This is a genomic window from Microbacterium sp. AC026, from assembly GCF_979258475.1.
On record NZ_OZ409857.1, the window covers coordinates 220,189 to 236,716 of the forward strand.

20 protein-coding genes and 1 pseudogene are annotated in these 16,528 nt (G+C 66.8%); 13 read left to right on the plus strand and 8 right to left on the minus strand.

Annotated features, from left to right (window positions below):
- The first annotated feature begins 25 nt into the window (after window positions 1–25).
- From ACZZ93_RS01145 to ACZZ93_RS01190, 10 genes are all read left to right on the plus strand, one after another.
- On the plus strand, window positions 26–319 hold the full coding sequence (locus ACZZ93_RS01145; protein ID WP_463510312.1) for a DUF7882 family protein: 294 nt from the start codon (window positions 26–28) through the stop codon (window positions 317–319).
- An 83-nt stretch (window positions 320–402) separates the two neighbouring features.
- Window positions 403–621, plus strand: a complete 219-nt coding sequence (locus ACZZ93_RS01150; protein WP_187249711.1) for a DUF2795 domain-containing protein — start codon at window positions 403–405, stop codon at window positions 619–621.
- A gap of 186 nt (window positions 622–807) precedes the next feature.
- Window positions 808–1,146, plus strand: coding sequence for a DUF7882 family protein (locus ACZZ93_RS01155; RefSeq protein ID WP_072591349.1), 339 nt, complete (start codon window positions 808–810; stop codon window positions 1,144–1,146).
- Between the two features lie 92 nt (window positions 1,147–1,238).
- Window positions 1,239–2,243, plus strand: a complete 1,005-nt coding sequence (locus tag ACZZ93_RS01160) for a glycosyltransferase family 2 protein (protein ID WP_463510313.1) — start codon at window positions 1,239–1,241, stop codon at window positions 2,241–2,243.
- Between the two features lie 19 nt (window positions 2,244–2,262).
- Complete coding sequence (locus ACZZ93_RS01165; protein WP_053099140.1) at window positions 2,263–3,900, plus strand: sodium-dependent transporter; 1,638 nt, start codon at window positions 2,263–2,265, stop codon at window positions 3,898–3,900.
- Window positions 3,897–4,031, plus strand: coding sequence for a methionine/alanine import family NSS transporter small subunit (locus ACZZ93_RS01170; protein WP_072591348.1), 135 nt, complete (start codon window positions 3,897–3,899; stop codon window positions 4,029–4,031). The genes ACZZ93_RS01165 and ACZZ93_RS01170 overlap by 4 nt, the downstream gene beginning before the upstream one ends.
- A gap of 100 nt (window positions 4,032–4,131) precedes the next feature.
- Complete coding sequence (locus ACZZ93_RS01175) at window positions 4,132–4,818, plus strand: hypothetical protein (RefSeq protein WP_463510314.1); 687 nt, start codon at window positions 4,132–4,134, stop codon at window positions 4,816–4,818.
- 70 nt (window positions 4,819–4,888) lie between these two features.
- Window positions 4,889–6,508: a glycoside hydrolase family 65 protein gene (locus tag ACZZ93_RS01180; RefSeq protein WP_463510315.1), complete on the plus strand. Its 1,620-nt coding sequence runs from the start codon at window positions 4,889–4,891 to the stop codon at window positions 6,506–6,508.
- A gap of 142 nt (window positions 6,509–6,650) precedes the next feature.
- Entirely contained in the window at window positions 6,651–7,328 is a 678-nt protein-coding gene (locus tag ACZZ93_RS01185; RefSeq protein ID WP_295101365.1) for a DUF6766 family protein, read from the plus strand.
- Window positions 7,329–7,415: 87 nt separating this feature from the next.
- Window positions 7,416–7,748 carry a hypothetical protein gene (locus ACZZ93_RS01190; RefSeq protein ID WP_463510316.1) on the plus strand — a complete coding sequence of 111 codons (333 nt, stop codon included), beginning with the start codon at window positions 7,416–7,418 and terminating at the stop codon, window positions 7,746–7,748.
- 13 nt (window positions 7,749–7,761) lie between these two features.
- Here ACZZ93_RS01190 and ACZZ93_RS01195 read toward each other — a convergent pair whose 3' ends face one another.
- The 4 genes and pseudogenes from ACZZ93_RS01195 to ACZZ93_RS01210 all read right to left on the minus strand — a co-directional run.
- A complete protein-coding gene (locus ACZZ93_RS01195) occupies window positions 7,762–8,568 on the minus strand; it encodes an SDR family oxidoreductase (protein WP_320488455.1) in 807 nt (268 codons plus the stop codon).
- 46 nt (window positions 8,569–8,614) lie between these two features.
- Window positions 8,615–9,991 (minus strand): ABC transporter substrate-binding protein, encoded by a 1,377-nt coding sequence (locus ACZZ93_RS01200; RefSeq protein WP_463510317.1) that lies wholly within the window; start codon window positions 9,989–9,991, stop codon window positions 8,615–8,617.
- 33 nt (window positions 9,992–10,024) lie between these two features.
- A complete protein-coding gene (locus ACZZ93_RS01205) occupies window positions 10,025–10,984 on the minus strand; it encodes a carbohydrate ABC transporter permease (RefSeq protein ID WP_431738222.1) in 960 nt (319 codons plus the stop codon).
- A 10-nt stretch (window positions 10,985–10,994) separates the two neighbouring features.
- Window positions 10,995–11,912: pseudogene (locus ACZZ93_RS01210) on the minus strand (carbohydrate ABC transporter permease); the annotation flags it as partial.
- Between the two features lie 131 nt (window positions 11,913–12,043).
- Here ACZZ93_RS01210 and ACZZ93_RS01215 point away from each other — a divergent pair.
- The 3 genes from ACZZ93_RS01215 to ACZZ93_RS01225 all read left to right on the plus strand — a co-directional run bounded on the left by ACZZ93_RS01215 (window position 12,044) and on the right by ACZZ93_RS01225 (window position 13,926).
- Window positions 12,044–12,751, plus strand: coding sequence for a GAF and ANTAR domain-containing protein (locus ACZZ93_RS01215; RefSeq protein ID WP_400341080.1), 708 nt, complete (start codon window positions 12,044–12,046; stop codon window positions 12,749–12,751).
- Window positions 12,748–13,476 (plus strand): ANTAR domain-containing protein, encoded by a 729-nt coding sequence (locus ACZZ93_RS01220; protein WP_463510318.1) that lies wholly within the window; start codon window positions 12,748–12,750, stop codon window positions 13,474–13,476. The genes ACZZ93_RS01215 and ACZZ93_RS01220 overlap by 4 nt, the downstream gene beginning before the upstream one ends.
- Before the next feature lie 102 nt (window positions 13,477–13,578).
- Window positions 13,579–13,926, plus strand: coding sequence for a hypothetical protein (locus ACZZ93_RS01225; RefSeq protein WP_463510319.1), 348 nt, complete (start codon window positions 13,579–13,581; stop codon window positions 13,924–13,926).
- Between the two features lie 22 nt (window positions 13,927–13,948).
- Here the strand turns inward: ACZZ93_RS01225 and ACZZ93_RS01230 are convergent, their stop codons facing one another.
- From ACZZ93_RS01230 to ACZZ93_RS01245, 4 genes are all read right to left on the minus strand, one after another.
- Entirely contained in the window at window positions 13,949–14,236 is a 288-nt protein-coding gene (locus ACZZ93_RS01230; RefSeq protein ID WP_463507912.1) for a DUF6510 family protein, read from the minus strand.
- Complete coding sequence (locus tag ACZZ93_RS01235) at window positions 14,236–14,961, minus strand: ferredoxin reductase (protein ID WP_463510320.1); 726 nt, start codon at window positions 14,959–14,961, stop codon at window positions 14,236–14,238. Before ACZZ93_RS01235 ends, ACZZ93_RS01230 begins: the two co-directional genes overlap by 1 nt.
- A complete protein-coding gene (locus ACZZ93_RS01240) occupies window positions 14,958–15,458 on the minus strand; it encodes a molybdopterin-dependent oxidoreductase (RefSeq protein ID WP_463507914.1) in 501 nt (166 codons plus the stop codon). Before ACZZ93_RS01240 ends, ACZZ93_RS01235 begins: the two co-directional genes overlap by 4 nt.
- Before the next feature lie 259 nt (window positions 15,459–15,717).
- On the minus strand, window positions 15,718–16,431 hold the full coding sequence (locus ACZZ93_RS01245) for an alpha/beta hydrolase (protein ID WP_463510321.1): 714 nt from the start codon (window positions 16,429–16,431) through the stop codon (window positions 15,718–15,720).
- Window positions 16,432–16,528 lie beyond the last annotated feature (97 nt).

Genomic DNA, 16,528 nt, shown 5'->3' on the forward strand with positions numbered 1-16,528 from the left:
GCGGGCGCTCACCTAGCATCGCCGGATGGGACGCCTCAGGTATGACAGCACACTCAACCCGATCGTCATCGACGATGTGACGCTCGCGCACATGAAGATCGTCGTCGGCACGAAGCTCAGGCGGCAGGAGAGCTTCATGATGTCCTGGATCCCGGGAGACGATTCCCGCGACGGCCGACTGACCGCATGGATTCATCCGAGCATTCCGCTCGTCCTGGCGTTCGACAGCGTCGAGCCGATTCACGTGGATGCCGAGCGCGTGTCACGGATGATGAACAGCCTCAACGCTCACGGAGAACTGCTGATCGAGGATATGTAGGCCGCTCAGACCACTTACATCGGGATCCCGTCGGCTGTCAAGAGAGGCGAAGTTCGGGCCGCGCGGTCCGAAGAATGAACCGCATGAACCCATCGCCCCATGCGCTTGCCGCCCACCCCTCCTCCGACATGAGACTCGCACGGACCCTCCGGAGCATCGACTACCCCGCGACCAAGGACGATCTGCTGAGGATCGCCGTCGTCGATCATCTCGAGGTCGCGACCATCGACGCCATCCACGAGCTGCCCGCCCGCGACTATCACGGAGTCGCCGAGGTGCTGAAGACGCTCGATGGCGCCTGACTGACCCGCGGGCACCGCGCAGGGTGAGGGCGAACTTGTCAATACCCTGCGATAGCGCCCGCTGTCTTCCTAACCTGGCACCATGTCCGACCTCACCGGCGCGCCACTGACGCTCACGTGGCCGCACGAATCTGATACATCGTCGCCGTCGCGACTCACCATGCACGCGCCGCAGGGAGGTGCATGATGGGCAGATTCATCTATGAGGGCTCGATCAGGATCGAGATCGAGGATCGCGCGCTCAGTCACCTGCAGCTCGTTATCACCGCGAAGCTCCGACGAGCCGAGCCCTTCAACTTCAGCTGGCGCGAGGATCAGAGCATCGGGGGAGGCCGCACCACCGTCTGGCTGCACCCGGGGAGTGCGCTGGTCTATCGGTTCCTCGGCAGCAGGCAGCCATCGATCAACCGGCGGTGGGTCGATGCGCTCGCATTCACCGCGAATGCCCCGACCGGGCTGTACCTGGTCGCAGAGCCGGATGAGCTGTCATCGGGGGAGAAGCTCGGAGTGCCCGCCGACCTGTAGCCGCCAGCTGCCGCGATCCTCGGTGCGAAGACGGGCTGAGGATCTTGTCAATACCCGAGAAGAGGCGAGCGGACGCGATCTATCGTGCCGCCATGAACGGCGCTCCACTCCTGGACATCGAATACGTCCTCCCGCTGCGATGGGGGAGTGACGAGACGATGGACGATCTCACGGCCTACCTCACGCGTCTGCGCGCGTGGGCGGACGTGACGGTGGTCGATGGATCCGACCCCGACCGCTTCGCCTCGCACGCGTCGGCCTGGTCGAACCTCGTCCGGCACATCCCGTGCGACGAGACCACGGGAGCGAACGGCAAGGTGCGGGGCGTGCTCACGGGCATCGCATCCGCTCGGCACGAGCGTGTGGTCATCGCCGACGACGACGTGCGGTACGACTATCGCGCGCTCGCCGCGGTGGTCTCCGAGCTCGAACGCGCGACCCTCGTGAAGCCGCAGAACCATTTCGCTCCGCTGCCCTGGCATGCCCGGTGGGACACCGCTCGCAGCCTCCTCAACCGCGCCCTCTCGGACGACTACCCCGGAACCTACGCTCTGCGGCGCTCGGCACTGCTCTCGGCAGGCGGATACGATGCGGACACGCTCTTCGAGAATCTCGAGATGGAGCGCACCGTCCGCGCGACCGGCGGTCGAATCCACTCCCGACCCGACATCTACGTCATGCGGCGCCCACCCACCGCCCGGCACTTCCTCTCGCAGCGGGTCAGACAGGCGTACGACAGCTGGGCGCAGCCGCTGCGCCTCGCGATCGAGGCGGCGATCCTTCCCACGGTGTGGATCCTGCGCCACCGACCGGGCTCGCTGGCGCTCGTGCTGCTCATGATCGTCGTGCTCGCCGAGCGCGGCCGACGACGGCTCGACGGCCGTTCGGTGTTCCCGGCGACCAGTGCATTGTGGGCGCCGCTGTGGGTCGCCGAGCGTGCGGTGTGCTCGTGGCTCGCCATCGTCGCGAGGCTGCGCGGAGGGGTGCGGTATGGGGGAGCACGTCTGAGTGTTGCCGCCCATAGTCGGCGCCGCATCCTGATGACGATCCGAGAGCGGAGAGATCGGCACGAGAATCGCCACGTCTCGTCACGCTGACTCCGGTAACCTCATGCGCATGGCCACCGCAACGACGCAGACCCCGAAACGCGAGGCCTTCGGCTCGCGCAACGTCTTCATCCTCTCTGCGATCGGCTCTGCCGTCGGGCTGGGGAACATCTGGAGGTTCCCCTACGTGGCGTACGAAGGCGGAGGCGGGGCGTTCCTCATCCCGTATCTGTGTGCGCTTCTCACTGCCGGAATCCCGCTCCTCTTCTTCGACTACGCGATCGGCCACCGATTCCGCGGCTCCGCGCCGTTGGCCTTCCGACGGATGCACCGCAGGGCCGAGCCACTCGGCTGGTGGCAGGTGCTCATCTGCGTGGTGATCGCGGTCTACTACGCGGTGATCATCGCGTGGGCTGCGATGTACACCTGGTTCTCGGCGCAGCTGACCTGGGGGCCGGGCAACGAGAACGACTTCTTCTTCATCGACTTCCTCCGCTCGGCCGATGTCGCCGAGGTGGGCATCTCGACGGACTTCGTGCCGCAGGTCGGCCTCCCGCTCGTGGCGGTCTGGCTGATCGTCATCGTCATCATGGCGCTGGGTGTGAAGCGCGGGATCGGCCGGGCGAACATGATCCTGATGCCTCTGCTCACGGTGATGTTCGCGATCCTCGTGGTGCAGTCGCTGTTCCTGCCAGGCGCCATGGACGGGCTGAACGCCTTCTTCACCCCCAACTGGGAAGCGCTGGGCGACCCGGCCGTCTGGGCATCGGCCTACGGCCACATCTTCTTCTCGCTGTCGGTGGCCTTCGGCATCATGGTGACCTACTCGTCGTACCTGAAGCGCAAGACCGACCTCACCGGTTCCGGTCTGGTCGTGGCGTTCGCGAACTCCGGCTTCGAGATCCTCGCGGGAATCGGCGTGTTCGCGGCCCTCGGCTTCATGGCGCAGGCGCAGGGGACCGAGGTGGCCGGTGTCGCGTCGTCGGGAATCGGCCTGGCCTTCATCGCCTTCCCCACGATCGTCTCTCAGGCGGCAGGCGGCTCGATCATCGGCGTCCTCTTCTTCGGAGCGCTGGTCTTCGCGGGGGTGACCTCGCTCATCTCGATCCTCGAGGTGATCGTCGCGGCGCTGCAGGACAAGCTGGGCTGGGCGCGCATCCGCACGACGCTCACGGTGTCCATCCCGCTCGCGATCGTCTCGTTGGCACTGTTCTCGACGACCACCGCGCTGTCCGTGCTCGATACCGCTGACGCCTTCGTCAATGCTTTCGGCATCATGGCCGTCGCACTGGTCGCGGTGATCGTGGTCGCATGGCTGCTGCACAAGCTGCCGGCACTCGTCGACCACCTCGATCGTCGGTCGAGCTTCCGGGTCGGGCGAGTGTGGATGCTGCTCGTCGGCGCGCTCGCGCCCCTCGTGCTCGGGTACCTGCTCGTCACCGAGCTGATCTCGAAGATCTCCGAGCCGTACGGCGGCTATCCGGGATGGTTCCTCGCCGTCTTCGGATGGGGCATGGTCATCGCGCTCGTCGTGATCGCACTGCTGCTCTCGGCGCTGCCATGGAGTGGCCGCTCCCACGCCAAGGATGATCCCGAGTACGACGAGTTCCTCACCGAGGAAGACTACGAACCGGATGCCGAGACCTCGTCGATCCCGCTGATCGCGACCTCGGAACCGCACGCGACGGAGAAGGGAGCGGGCGCATGACCACGACAGCGGTCGTCATGATGATCATCGCGATGGTCACGATCTGGGGCGGCCTCATCGCCGCCGTCGTGAACCTCGCTCGTCACCCCGAGGCCGCGGATTCGGAGCCGGCGCCGCCCGTCGAGCTCTGACCGTCTTACCTGCAGGAGGAGCGGGAATCAACCCGCTCCTCCCGGTCTTCGATCCTGACTACGTTCTCTTCCGGAAGCACTGTCGACGGAAGAGGAGCCCATGAGCAGGACGCGGCCGCGATTCGATATCGACGAGTGGAGCATCGGTGCCGACGGCATCGACGTCGAGAACCTCGCCCATGAGGAGTCCGTCTTCGGACTCTCGAACGGTCATGTGGGCTGGCGGGGGAACCTCGACGAAGGCGACCCGCGCGGCGTCGCGGGAAGCTATCTGAACGGCCTCTTCGAAGAGCACCCGATGCCGTATGCCGAAGAGGGATACGGCTACCCCGAGTGCGGGCAGAGCGTGATCAACGCGGCCAACGGCCAGCTCATCCGGCTGATCGTCGGGGACGAGCCGTTCGATGTCCGTCGTGGATCGCTCACGTCGCACACCCGTCGTCTCGACTTCCGCGCGGGAACTCTCGAACGCGAGGTCGAGTGGACCAGTCCGACCGGCCAGCGGGTGCGGATCCGGTCGACGAGGATCGTCTCCTTCGCGCACCGCTCCGTCGCAGCGGTGCACTACCGTGTGCAGGCGCTCGGCGGTCCGGCGGAGGTCACCGTCATCTCCGAACTGCTGGCGAACGAGCCGCTGCCGATCACGCACGACGACCCCCGGGTGCAGGAGCTGCTGAGCGAGCCGCTCGAGGGGTGGCCGCGGCAGCCGACGCGGCTGCCGCCACCCTCGTACATCGCACGAGGAAGAGCGGGCTCACGACCGCTGTCGCGATGGACCATCGCGTGAGCGGTTCTCCCGGAACGAGCCGAGCGTCGAGACGGATGTCGATGCGACGGGCGACCGTGCGCGTACCACGGTGCGCGCATCCCTGGCTGCCGGAGAGACGCTCGAGATCGTCAAGCTCGTCGGTCATGAGTTCTCGTCCGACCTCTCGACCGCCGCCCTGCGGGACCGGGCCGAGACGGCGGTCGGCGACGCGCTGCGGGCCGGATGGGACGCACTGGTCGCCGATCAACGGGCACGGCTGGACGACTTCTGGGAGTGCGCCGACGTGCGGGTCGACGGACCGGCACGGCTGCAGCAGGCCGTGCGCTTCGCGCTCTTCCAGGTGTTCCAGGCCTCCACCCGCATGGAATTGCGATCCGTTCCGGGCAAGGGGCTGACCGGCTCCGGATACGAGGGGCACACCTTCTGGGACTTCGAGGCGTTCGTGCTCCCCGTCCTCACCTCGACCCTCCCGCACGCCGCCGAACAGGCGCTGCGATGGCGACATTCCGTGCTCGACCGCGCTCGTGACAGGGCGGCGCAACTGCATCTGCAGGGTGCCGCATTGCCGTGGCGAACCATCGACGGCAGAGAGTCGTCGGGGTACTGGCCTGCCAGCACGGCCGCGTTCCACATCAACGCCGATGTGGCCGGAGCGGTTCTGCACTACGTGCGGGCGACGGGCGATGTCGACTTCGAACGGGAGGCCGGCCTCGAGATCCTGGTCGAGACCGCTCGCCTCTGGGCCTCGCTCGGTCGGTGGGATGCGCACGGCGGCTTCCACATCGACGGCGTCACGGGGCCGGACGAGTACTCGGCCATCGCGAACGACAACGTCTTCACGAACCTGGCGGCTCAGAAGAACCTTCGAGGGGCGGCGGCCGCTGCCCGACGGCATCCGGAGGTCGCGTCGGAGCTGGAGGTCGCAGACGACGAGATCGCGAGGTGGGAACTCGCTGCCGCGGCGATGACGGTGCCCTTCGATGACGAACGGGGCGTGCACCCGCAGTCCGCCGGCTACACCGACCTCGAACGGTGGAACTTCGAGTCGACGGCGCCGGACGAATACCTGCTGCACGACCACTTCCCGTACTTCGACCTCTACCGCAAGCAGGTCGTGAAGCAGGCCGATCTGGTGCTCGCCCTGTTCATCTCGCATGAGTCGTTCACCGCGGAGCAGAAGGAGCGTGCGTTCGAGTATTACGAGGCGATCACCGTGCGGGACTCATCGCTGTCGGCGGCGGCGCAGGCCGTGGTCGCCGCAGAGGTCGGTCACCTGGATCTCGCGCTCGACTACCTCGCCGAGGTCGCGACTCTCGATCTCGACGACCTTCATGGCAACACCGGTCAGGGGCTTCATGTCGCCGCTCTCGCGGGGGTCTGGACGGCCATCACCGCGGGCTTCGGCGGGATGCGCGACAGCGACAGCGGCCTGCGGTTCTGCCCGCGTCTTCCGTCCGAGATCGACGGGCTCGAGTTCGGGGTGCGCATCCACGGCTGCGTCCTGCGTGTCGATGTCCGCCAGGCGGAGGCCACCTATCGGCTCGCCGCGGGCGACCCGCTCACCATCACCCACTACGACGAGCCGGTGACGCTCGACGCCGGACATCCCGTCACACGAGGGATCCCACCATTGCCGCCGCGGGGGCCGCATCCCCGGCAGCCTCGAGGACGAGCGCCCCGACCGGCGCTCGAGGCGTTCAGCGGCTGAGGTGACAGAGAGAGGAGACAATCATGTCGGATCGAACCATCGGTCGCGCATCGATGCGAATGGCGTTCTGGTCATGGACGCTCATCATCGTGGTCGGGCTGGCGACCATGATCGCCCTGCCTCTGACGGGGAAGTGAACGAGATGCGTCGCTTCGTCAGAGACGGGGGACTCAGCCTCGTCTTCCTCGCGATCTTCGCGCTCAGCCTGATCGGGCAGTCGATCGCGGGACACGCCTACAACAACCAGGAGCTGGCTCAGCACGGTCAGCCGCCCACTCCGTATCTGGAGTTCATCACCTCCTCCGACTTCCTCGTCGATGTGGCGGAGAACTGGCAGTCGGAGTTCCTGCAGTTCTTCCTCTTCATCCTCGCGACCATCTGGTTCATCCAGCGAGGATCACCTGAATCCAAGAAGCCGGGCGACGAGGGAGTGGGGTCGGACGCCGATCAACTCGTCGGAGAGCACGCGCATGTCGACTCCCCGCGCTGGGCGAAGGTGCACGGACTGCGCGGGTGGATCTACTCCAACTCGCTTCTGCTCGCGATGGGAACGATCTTCCTGCTCTCGTGGCTCGCCCAGTCGCTCGCCGGCCATGTCGTCGCCAACGAGCAGAACGCGCAGCACGGCCTGCCACCGGAGACGTGGATCGACTATGTCGTCTCGGCGGAGTTCTGGAACCGCACGCTGCAGAACTGGCAGTCGGAGTTCCTGGCTGTCGGCGCGATGGTCGCCTTCTCGATCTATCTGCGGCAGCGCGGCTCGAGCGAGTCGAAGCCCGTTGGCGTGCCGCATCACGTGAGCAGCGTCGAGTCCGAGTAGCGAGGACCTTATCGCGTCGATCGTCAAGCCCCTGTCTGCAGCGAAGTCGACAGGGTTGCCTGGCATGAGATTGATCGAGAGGAGCGGATGATGAAGCACGTGAAGTACGCCGAGAAGTCGGTTCTCGTGGGTGATGACGCAGCGGACACGCTGATGGACTACGCCCGGGTGCTGGCGAGCGAGGGGAGTGCCGACACGGTGACGCTGCGGGTCGTCAGCCCGGACGGGAACATCGTCGACGCGTCTTTCCTGCTCACCCCGAGCACCGAGCTCATGGTCGAGTCGACCAATTCCCAGCTCGAGGAGCCGGACAACTGGGAGACCGTGCAGGAGATGCGCGACCGCATCGCGTCGTCGCGCTCCACCGTCGTGACCGAGACGGAGCCCCCGTGGATCCTCGAGAGCACTGAGGAGATCTAGCCGCGCGCGGGGCTCAGGCCTTGCGCCACTCGTGCGACTCGATGCTCGCGCCGGCCTGCGGCCCCATCTGCAGCATCCCTCCGTCGATCACCACCGATGCTCCGGAGATGTAGGCGGCCGGCGGCGACGCGAGGAAGGCGATCAGCGCGGCGACCTCGCGTGCGTCCCCCGGGCGTCCCAGCGGGATGCCGGGGCGGTCCTGCGTGTGAGGATCCACATCCGTCTGCCCGGTCATCGGGGTCGCGATCTCGCCGGGGGCGACGCTGACCGCGCTGATCCCCGCCGAGCCCAGCTCGAGGGCGAGGTTCTTCATCAGTCCATCGAGTCCGTGCTTCGCGGCGTCGTACGCGCTCGAACCGACCATCGGCTGATGCGCATGCACGCTGGTCACGGCGATCAGACGGCCGCCGTTGCCCGCCGCGACCATCGCGCGCGCGGCGCGCTGCAGGCAGACGAAGGCGCCGGTGAGGTCGGTGTCGATGACGTGCTTCCAGTCATCCAACGAGAGGTCGAGGAACGGAGTCGACGTCCCGGTCCCCGCGTTGTTCACGAAGACGTCGAGGCCGCCCAGTTCCGCGATCAGGCCGTCGATCACGTCGCCGCACGCGGGGATGTCGGCGACGTCGAGCTGCCCCGTGATCGCCCGCGCTCCGTGGGTGCGCACCTCTTCGGCGGTCTGCTCGGCGCCCGCCTGATCGGAATGCCACGTGATCGCCACGTCCATCCCGGCGGTGGCGAGCGCCACCGCCGTGGCGCGTCCGATTCCCGAATCGCCGGCGGTGACGATCGCCCTACGGGGTGTGTGTGCGTGGTCGGTCATGCCGTTCTCCTCATCGTCGGGTCTTCTCATCCACCGGGCCTGGCGATCAGCCGGCCGTCTTCTCGTATGCGCGCATCGCCGCGTCCTGCGCGTCAGCCAGGGCATCCTCGATGGACTTGTCGCCGAGCAGCGCCGCAGTGATGGCGTTGTTGAGCTCGTTCTGGATCTCCTGACCGGCGGGCGACGAGCCGAACGACTCTCCGTACTCGACGACGTCGTAGTAGGTCGAGATCACCTGATCGAATCCGGCGTTGCCGCTCTCGGTGACCCACTGATCGCGGATCTCCTGGTCAGATGCCGGCGACCCGGTGAAGAGGCCGGTGTTGATGCCGCCGTCCTGCTCGCGGACCTCGGCGCGCGCCTCGCCAGCCGCGTTCCAGGCCTCGTCGGAGGTGAGTTCCACCATCCATGCGCAGGCAGCTGCGGGGTTCTCCGCACCGACCGGGATCACGAACGCCGTGCCTGACGCGACCGAGAAAGGCTCGCCGTCCGATGAGCGGAACGGGACCGCTTCGAGCTCGAGCTGGTCGACATACGGGGAGAGCACGTTGGGGTACCACTGGGCGTTGACCTGACCGCCGACCTGTCCCGCCACGTACTGGTTGTTGTCGCCGAAGGTGTCGAAGGAGTCGGTGAAGCTCTTCACCGACGCGAATCCGCCCTGGGCGTCCGTGATCTCCTTCAGCATCTCCACCCCGGCGACGTTGCTCGGATCGTCGAGCGTGGGAGCCCCTTCTTCATCGTTGAGCTGCCCGCCCATCGCCAGCACCCAGAGCCCGCCCTGGCCGGTCGCGACCGGGTCGAAGCCCAGGCGGGTCGGCACTCCTCCCGACTCCTGGTAGATCTTCTCGATCGCTCCCATCAAGGCATCCGGCTTCGACGTGTCGAACTCCTCGGCCGAGACACCGGCCTCGGCGAGCACCGCCTTGTTCAGCAGGATCGCCGGCGGCTGGTAGAACTGCGGCACGGCCCACACCCCGTCCTCGTACGTCACATCGTCGACGACGAAGGGATACCAGTGCTCGCGCGGCGAGACGTCGTGCGCCTCGAAGCACGCGTCCAACGGCATGATCAGATCCTGTGCCGCATACGTCGTGACGTAGCGTCGGTCCATCTGCACGACATCGGGCACATCGCCGCTCGCGATGCGGGTGGTGAACTTCTGCGCGTCGAACGCCGTGGCGTCGAGGTCGACCTCGACATCCGAGAGCTGCTCGGCGGCATAGTCCATGCGCGAGGTGCCGACATCATCGGCGTTCTCGAAGCCCCAGGCCTTCAGGGTTCCGGTGGCGTCCGCGCCGAAGTCGACCGACTCTGCGGCGCTCTCGCCGCTTCCCCACCGCACCCGCTGAGCAGCAGAGCGGATGCCGTCACGGCGGCGGCGGCTCCGAGGATTCGTGTCTTCATGTCGTTCTCCATTCATGTGGGGGCGGATACCCGCCCTGCGGGATAGGGATCAGCCCTTGCGCCCCTGCGTCGCGACGCCCTCGATGAAATACCGCTGGCCGAAGGCGAAGAGCAGCAGCATCGGCAGGGTCACGATGAGCGATGCCACCATCACGTATTGGTAGTCGCCGTGACCACCGGCCGTCGGGCTGTACTTCGTCATCGCGTAGGCGATGCCGAGAGGTGCGGTGAACTCGTCGACGGACCCGGCGTTGAGGTAGATCAGAGAAGCCTGCAGGTTGTTCCAGCTGGCCTGGAACTCGAAGAGGAACACGATCACGAACGACGGGATGGAGAGCGGCATCGCGATGCGCCAGAACAGGCCCCAGGCGCTCGCTCCGTCGAGTCGCGCGGCCTCGAACAGCTCTCGGGGAAGTCCGAGGAAGAACTGGCGCTGCAGGAAGATGTAGAAGGCGGAGCCGAACAGGTTCATGCCCCACAGCGGAACCCAGGTGCCGAGCATGCCGGTCTGCTTCCAGATGAGGTAGACCGGGATCATCGTCACCGCTCCCGGCAGCATCATCGTCGCCAGCACCAGTCCGAACAGCAGCTTGCGGCCCGGGAATCGGAAGTAGGCGAACCCGAAGGCCACGATCGAGCTCGAGATGGCGACGGTGCCCGCAGCGAGCAGGGCGATGGCGACGCTGTTCCACACCCAGCTCAGCAACGGCAGCTGATTCCACACCTCGATGTAGTTCTCGGGAACGAAGGTGCGCGGGAAGAGACTGTTGTCGAACACCTCTCCCCGGGGCTTCAGGCTCGCGGCGATCAACCAGACGAAGGGGTAGAGGAACAGCAGGCCGAAGCCGATCAGAACGATCGTGAGCAGGATGCGTGCGAGCAGGCTCTTCGGTCGAGCGAGGCGTCGACGTCTGCGCGGCTGCCCGGGGGTCGTGACCGAGACCGTGTCGGTGCGGGGCTCCGGCCCGGGAGGCGGGGTGAGCGGGACAGGTCGGATCGTCGTCGACATCAGCGGTCTCCTCGTAGTAGACGAAGCGGTTGCCGACCTTCACCTGGATGAGCGTGATCAGCATGATGATCACGAACAGCAGCCAGGCCATCGCGGCCGCGAAGCCGAAGTCGAACTGGCGGAAGGCCTGCTGGAACAGGTAGATGGCATAGAACAGCGATGCCTCGGGGGAGGCGTTGCTCTGATCTCGCCAGAACAGCAGATAGGCCTGGTCGAAGATCTGGAAGGCCGCGATCGAGAGGACGATGACGTTGAAGAACATCGCTCCCGAGATCATCGGCAGAGTGATCGAGAAGAACCGGCGGATGGGCCCCGCGCCGTCGAGCGACGCCACCTCGTAGAGTTCGATCGGCACGTTCTTGAGCGCGGCGAGGAAGATGACCATCGTTCCGGCGACCGTCCACAGCGTCATGATGACGATGCTCGGTTTGACCCATGCCGGGTCGACCAGCCACTGCGGCCCCGAGAGGCCGAACACGCGGAGGAACTGGTTGATCGCCCCCGAGTTGCCGTTGAGCAGGAGGAAGAAGACGGCGGCCGTGGCGACGGCGGGGGTCATCTTGGGCAGGTAGTAGAGCACGCGGAAGAAGCCGGCGCCGCGGCCCACCCGGTTGAGCAGCAGTGCGAGGACGAGCGCGAAGATGATCTCGAGAGGCACGGCCATCACGACGTAGAACAGCGTGTTGGCGAGAGAGAGCCCCACCCGAGGGTCGTCGAAGAGCTCGGCGTAGTTGGCGATGCCGATCGGACGCGCCGAGTTGGTGGCGAGGTTGTAGTTGCTGAACGAGATGTAGAGGCTGTATGCCATCGCACCCGCCGTGAAGATCAGGAATCCCAGGATCCATGGCGAGATGAACAGGTATCCGGCCAGGACCTCACGCCTGTTGTACGGATCGCGCTGCCGTCGCTGCGGGTGTGCCGTCTTCATGAGACGAGAAGTTAGACGCGCGGGGAGAAACCGGCCCGGGGCTTGTCACCGACCGGTTGTTGTGCAACTCTCGGACTTCGTAGGTGCCTCCACCGCGCGGGCAGTCCGGTGGCGGTATCGTGAAGAGCACTATGAGTGAGTCATTCGACGATGCGCTGAACGATCTGGAGCGCTCCGGTCGTCAGCTGGACGCGCTCAGTGGTTTCTTCGTCGATCGGTTCCCGGTCACGGGTGCCGCGGTCTCGACCGTAGGGGACGTGCTCGGGAGCGAGACGATCTCCGCGACCGACGACGTGGCGGCACGCCTGGATGAGCTCCAGTTCGACCTCGGCGAAGGCCCGTGCTGGGAGGCCATGCGCACCTCTGCCGCTGTCCTCGAGCCCGACTTCCGGCACCGCGGCGTCTCTCGGTGGCCCGCCTTCGCCTCGGCTGTGGAGGACGACGCGGAGGTCGCGTCGATGTTCGCCTTCCCGCTGTCTGTCGGCGAGATCAAGATGGGAGCCGTCGACCTCTACTCGACAGCACCCGTGGCGCTCACTCCGAGCGAGTGCACGCAGGCGCGCGCCATGGCGGATGTGGTGAGCCGGCATGTGCTGAGGGACGCGCTGTCGGACTTCGCGGACAACGACGCGCAGACGGGCATCTACTCTCGACGAACCGTGCACCAGGCGACCGGCATCGTGCTCGCGCAGCTCGACATCGGTCCGGACGACGCGCTGCTCATGCTTCAGGCGCGGGCGTTCTCGACCGGGCAGCGCGTCATGGAGGTCGCGCAGGCGGTGGTGGACGGCTCTCTCCGCTTCTCGCGCACGTCAGGCGGCATCGAGGCGGGCTCATGACGACGCCTACCCGCGAGGCTCAGTTGTTGGAGCTCTTCGCCACCCTCGCCGACACGATGGTCGACGACTACGACGTCGTGGATCTGCTGCAGACACTCGTGGATGCGTGCCAGGAGCTGCTGGATGCGAGCGACGCCGGCATCCTTCTCGCCGACCCCTCCGGTGAACTCGAACTCGTCGCATCCACGAGCGAGGCGACCGAGCTCGTCGAGGTGATCCAGCTCGCCGCAGAGGCGGGACCCTGCACCGAGTGCTTCCTGACGGGGACAGCGGTGTCGGTTCCCGACATCGCCGCCGGTTCAGAGAAGTGGCCGGTCTTCCGCCAGGCGGCGTTGGAGAACGGCTTCGCGTCGATCGAGGCGATACCGATGCGGCTGCGGAACACGACGATCGGCACCCTCAACCTTCTCCGATCCGATACCGGGTCGCCGCCCCCTGAAGACCTCTCCGCGGCGCGAGCGTTCGCCGATGTGGCAACGATCGGGATCCTGCACGAGCGCAGCCTCCGAGAGCAGGAATCGCTGTCGTCGCAACTGCAGACCGCACTGAACAGCCGGGTGATGATCGAGCAGGCCAAGGGTGTTGTCTCGTTCACGGCGGGGGTGCCGATCCCCGATGCCTTCACGCTCATGCGCACCTTCGCCCGTGATCGCGGCCTGCGTCTGAGCGAGGTGGCTGAACGCATCGTGCGGCGGGACATCAGGCTTGAATCACCTGAATCCTGAAAGCGCAAGGGGGTCGACCTCGCACACGATCGGGCCTAGCGTGAAATCGCTGCCCCGGACCCGGTAGCGGAAATGCAACCGTCGAGAGTCCCGGGAGTGATCATGAAGTCCCTCATCACCCAGGTCGGCACCTACCTGACGGGTGACGCGACCGCAGACGCGGTGCTGGAGTACTGGAAGGCGTTGGCGGAGGAGCGGCGCTCGGATGTCGTGGAGATCCCCGTCGTCGGCCCCGCGGGCGGTCGGTCGAGTGTGCGGGTGACGCTCGGTGCCATGCTGCCGATCGCGGTGGCGCACGCGGAGTTGTCGCCGCAGATCGAGGACGATGATGGCGCAGCTGAGGGGATCCGGGCCCGTGCTCTGGCGCTTGTGCCGACGGCGACCAAGGCATTCGAGCCTGACGACGTCCGTGAGGTGTTCGACGCCGAATGCGACTCGGGCCCCGTCTGAGCGCCGGTCGCCGACGAGCGAGCTAGTCGCCGTCGGAGGCCCACTCCAGGCGGGACAGAGCCCCGACATCGAGCGAGTACCGCCCGTCGATCTGAATACAGGTCAACAGGGTGTGTCCGCATCCGCGACACAAGAGGATCACGCCGGCCGGATCCAGTTCTGCGACGGCGTCGCCGAGCACGGCCTTGCGATCGCAGCGCGTGCAGGTGGCCCGAGCACCGGTCATGTCCCTGCCGAACACTTCGATCAGGATCCCGCCAGCGGCGTTGCCGTCGACTCTCGTGCGATGGCCGGGGTGGGCAGCGTCCATCAGGCACCTCCGAAACGCTCGGTACGGATGCGGTCGGGCGGATGCCCCGCCGCGACGAGCAGATCGGCGACCGCCTCGACGAAGCCGGTCGGCCCGCAGACGTACACCGAGGGGCGCTGCGCAGCGGGGATGGCCGAGGCCTCGAGCGTCGCGGCATCCACCCTGCCCGCGGGGCGAGCGAAGCCGACCGGTGCCGAGCGGCTGTACGCCCAGTCGACGCTGAAGGCGTCGTCGGCGAGATCGCCCAGTTCGGCCGCGTAGAAAGCATCGTCCGCGGAACGCACCGCGTACAGGAGCCGCATCGGTGCGGAGCTGGCCGAGCGCGCATGCTCCCGGGCCATCGCGAGGAGCGGCACTATCCCTGAACCGCCCGCGATGAGCTGAACGGGCTCGGGCTGGGCAGGGGTCCACACGAAGTAGGCGCCGATCGGACCGCGGACCTCCAGCTCGTCGCCGGGCCGGACGTCCTCGACGAGATACGGAGAGACCTCGCCATCCGGCACCTCGTCGACGGCCAGCTCGAGCACGTCACCCTCTCCGGACGATGCGAGCGAGTACGACCGCACGGCCTGATAGCCGTCCTCAGCGGTCAAACGCACGTCGACGTGCTGTCCGGCGAGATTCCCCGGCCACCCGTCGACCCGGAGGGAGAGCACGCGGCCATGGGGTGTGGCTCGTCGGACCTCGATGACACTGGCGACAAACCACAGCGACGACGAGGTCACCAGTAACGCTCCTCTTTCCACGGATCGCCGTACATGTTGTATCCGTTCTGCTCCCAGAACCCCGGTTCGTCGTTCTCGAGAAGATCCAGGCCGTGGACCCACTTCGCGGATTTCCAGAAGTAGAGGTGGGGGACGAGGAGCCGGGCGGGGCCGCCGTGCTCTGCGGCGAGCGGCTCGCCCTCGAACTCGAATGCGATCCACGCCTTGCCGCCGGTCAGGTCGGCGCGGGGAACATTCGTCGTGTACCCGCCGTAGGAGAAGACCCGGGTGAAGTCGCCGTCTCCGGCATCCTGCAGCAGATGATCGAGCGAGACTCCGCGCCACTGCGTGCCCAGCTTCGACCACCGCGTCACGCAGTGGATGTCGGTGGTGATCGTATCGATCGGGAGCGCCTGCAGCTCATCCCACGACCAGGTGCGGCGAATGCCGTCGAGCCCGACGACCGCGAACTCCCAGGTGTCGGTCGGGACTCGGGGTGTCGGTCCGGCCGAGAGCACCGGGAAGTCCTCGGTGAGGTACTGACCCGGGGGAGCCGGTCATCCGACTCGCGTCGCCGGGCGCCGAAGCCGCGGGAGATCACAGCCATGATCGCCTTCTTTCGTTGGTCCCACTCATTCCACCCGATTGAACGGGCGGACGCCTCCTGCAGGTGTCGAACGCGGCACGCGCGGGTCGCCCCGATTCTAGGACCGTGGGGCGCGGTGTCGCACCATTCGAGGGCGGAGAGCGCCGGACGGCGTCTCCGCCCTCGAGAGGTCAGACGACCTCGGCAGCCGCCTCGACGATGAACTGGATGACGTCCTGGGGGAGGGCGCGCATCACGAGGTGCGGTGCGTCGAGTTCGATGACGCGACGGAAGTTGCCGCGGGTGTAGCCGAAGCGCTCGACGTCCGGGTTGATGGTGTGGTCGGCAGCGGACACGATGCCGAAGGCAGGCTTGGTCTTCCACGCAGCGACCGGTGCGGCCTCGCTGAACGCAAGGGCTGCGAGGGGGCGCTGTGCGACGGCGAGGACCTCGGAGATGGCGGGGTCGATGCCGGCAGCGAAGACCTGCGGGAAAGCCTCGACCTTGACCGAGACGTCCGTGCCGTCCTCAGCGCCGGGGTTCGGGAACGGAGTGTAGACGAGGTTGGCGGCCAGCTCGGAGTCGGGGAACCCGCCCTGCAGCTGGCCGAGGCTCTCGCCTTCTTCGAGTGCGTAGCCCGAGAGGTAGACCAGCCCCACGACGTTGTCCGCAGCACCGGCGACCGTGATCACTGCGCCACCGTACGAGTGGCCGACCAGGAGGACGGGCCCCTCGATCTTCTCGACGACAGAGCGGATGTACGCCGAGTCGCCGAGCAGACTGCGGTTGGGGACGGCGGGGACGACGACCTCATGGCCGAGATCGAGAAGACCGCGAGCGACGGGCTCGAAGCTCGCGGCGTCGGCGAATGCGCCGTGGACGAGGACGATGGTGAGGTTCGACATGATTTCCTTTCGGGGGTGGTGGTTATGACGCTAGGTTCGGCGGCCGATCCTGTGGTGTCCCTCCCAGGGTCCCCATCCGGCGGGCGTGCTGCGTCCT

Excerpts from the sequence above, each read along its gene's own strand:
- ACZZ93_RS01145 (WP_463510312.1), top strand. The coding sequence starts at position 26 with ATGGGACGCCTCAGGTATGACAGCACACTCAACCCGATCGTCATCGAC.
- ACZZ93_RS01150 (WP_187249711.1), top strand. The coding sequence starts at position 403 with ATGAACCCATCGCCCCATGCGCTTGCCGCCCACCCCTCCTCCGACATG.
- ACZZ93_RS01155 (WP_072591349.1), top strand. The coding sequence starts at position 808 with ATGGGCAGATTCATCTATGAGGGCTCGATCAGGATCGAGATCGAGGAT.
- ACZZ93_RS01160 (WP_463510313.1), top strand. The coding sequence starts at position 1,239 with ATGAACGGCGCTCCACTCCTGGACATCGAATACGTCCTCCCGCTGCGA.
- ACZZ93_RS01165 (WP_053099140.1), top strand. The coding sequence starts at position 2,263 with ATGGCCACCGCAACGACGCAGACCCCGAAACGCGAGGCCTTCGGCTCG.
- ACZZ93_RS01170 (WP_072591348.1), top strand. The coding sequence starts at position 3,897 with ATGACCACGACAGCGGTCGTCATGATGATCATCGCGATGGTCACGATC.
- ACZZ93_RS01175 (WP_463510314.1), top strand. The coding sequence starts at position 4,132 with ATGAGCAGGACGCGGCCGCGATTCGATATCGACGAGTGGAGCATCGGT.
- ACZZ93_RS01185 (WP_295101365.1), top strand. The coding sequence starts at position 6,651 with ATGCGTCGCTTCGTCAGAGACGGGGGACTCAGCCTCGTCTTCCTCGCG.
- ACZZ93_RS01190 (WP_463510316.1), top strand. The coding sequence starts at position 7,416 with ATGATGAAGCACGTGAAGTACGCCGAGAAGTCGGTTCTCGTGGGTGAT.
- ACZZ93_RS01195 (WP_320488455.1), bottom strand. The coding sequence starts at position 8,568 with ATGACCGACCACGCACACACACCCCGTAGGGCGATCGTCACCGCCGGC.
- ACZZ93_RS01200 (WP_463510317.1), bottom strand. The coding sequence starts at position 9,991 with ATGAATGGAGAACGACATGAAGACACGAATCCTCGGAGCCGCCGCCGC.
- ACZZ93_RS01205 (WP_431738222.1), bottom strand. The coding sequence starts at position 10,984 with ATGTCGACGACGATCCGACCTGTCCCGCTCACCCCGCCTCCCGGGCCG.
- ACZZ93_RS01215 (WP_400341080.1), top strand. The coding sequence starts at position 12,044 with ATGAGTGAGTCATTCGACGATGCGCTGAACGATCTGGAGCGCTCCGGT.
- ACZZ93_RS01220 (WP_463510318.1), top strand. The coding sequence starts at position 12,748 with ATGACGACGCCTACCCGCGAGGCTCAGTTGTTGGAGCTCTTCGCCACC.
- ACZZ93_RS01225 (WP_463510319.1), top strand. The coding sequence starts at position 13,579 with ATGAAGTCCCTCATCACCCAGGTCGGCACCTACCTGACGGGTGACGCG.
- ACZZ93_RS01230 (WP_463507912.1), bottom strand. The coding sequence starts at position 14,236 with ATGGACGCTGCCCACCCCGGCCATCGCACGAGAGTCGACGGCAACGCC.
- ACZZ93_RS01245 (WP_463510321.1), bottom strand. The coding sequence starts at position 16,431 with ATGTCGAACCTCACCATCGTCCTCGTCCACGGCGCATTCGCCGACGCC.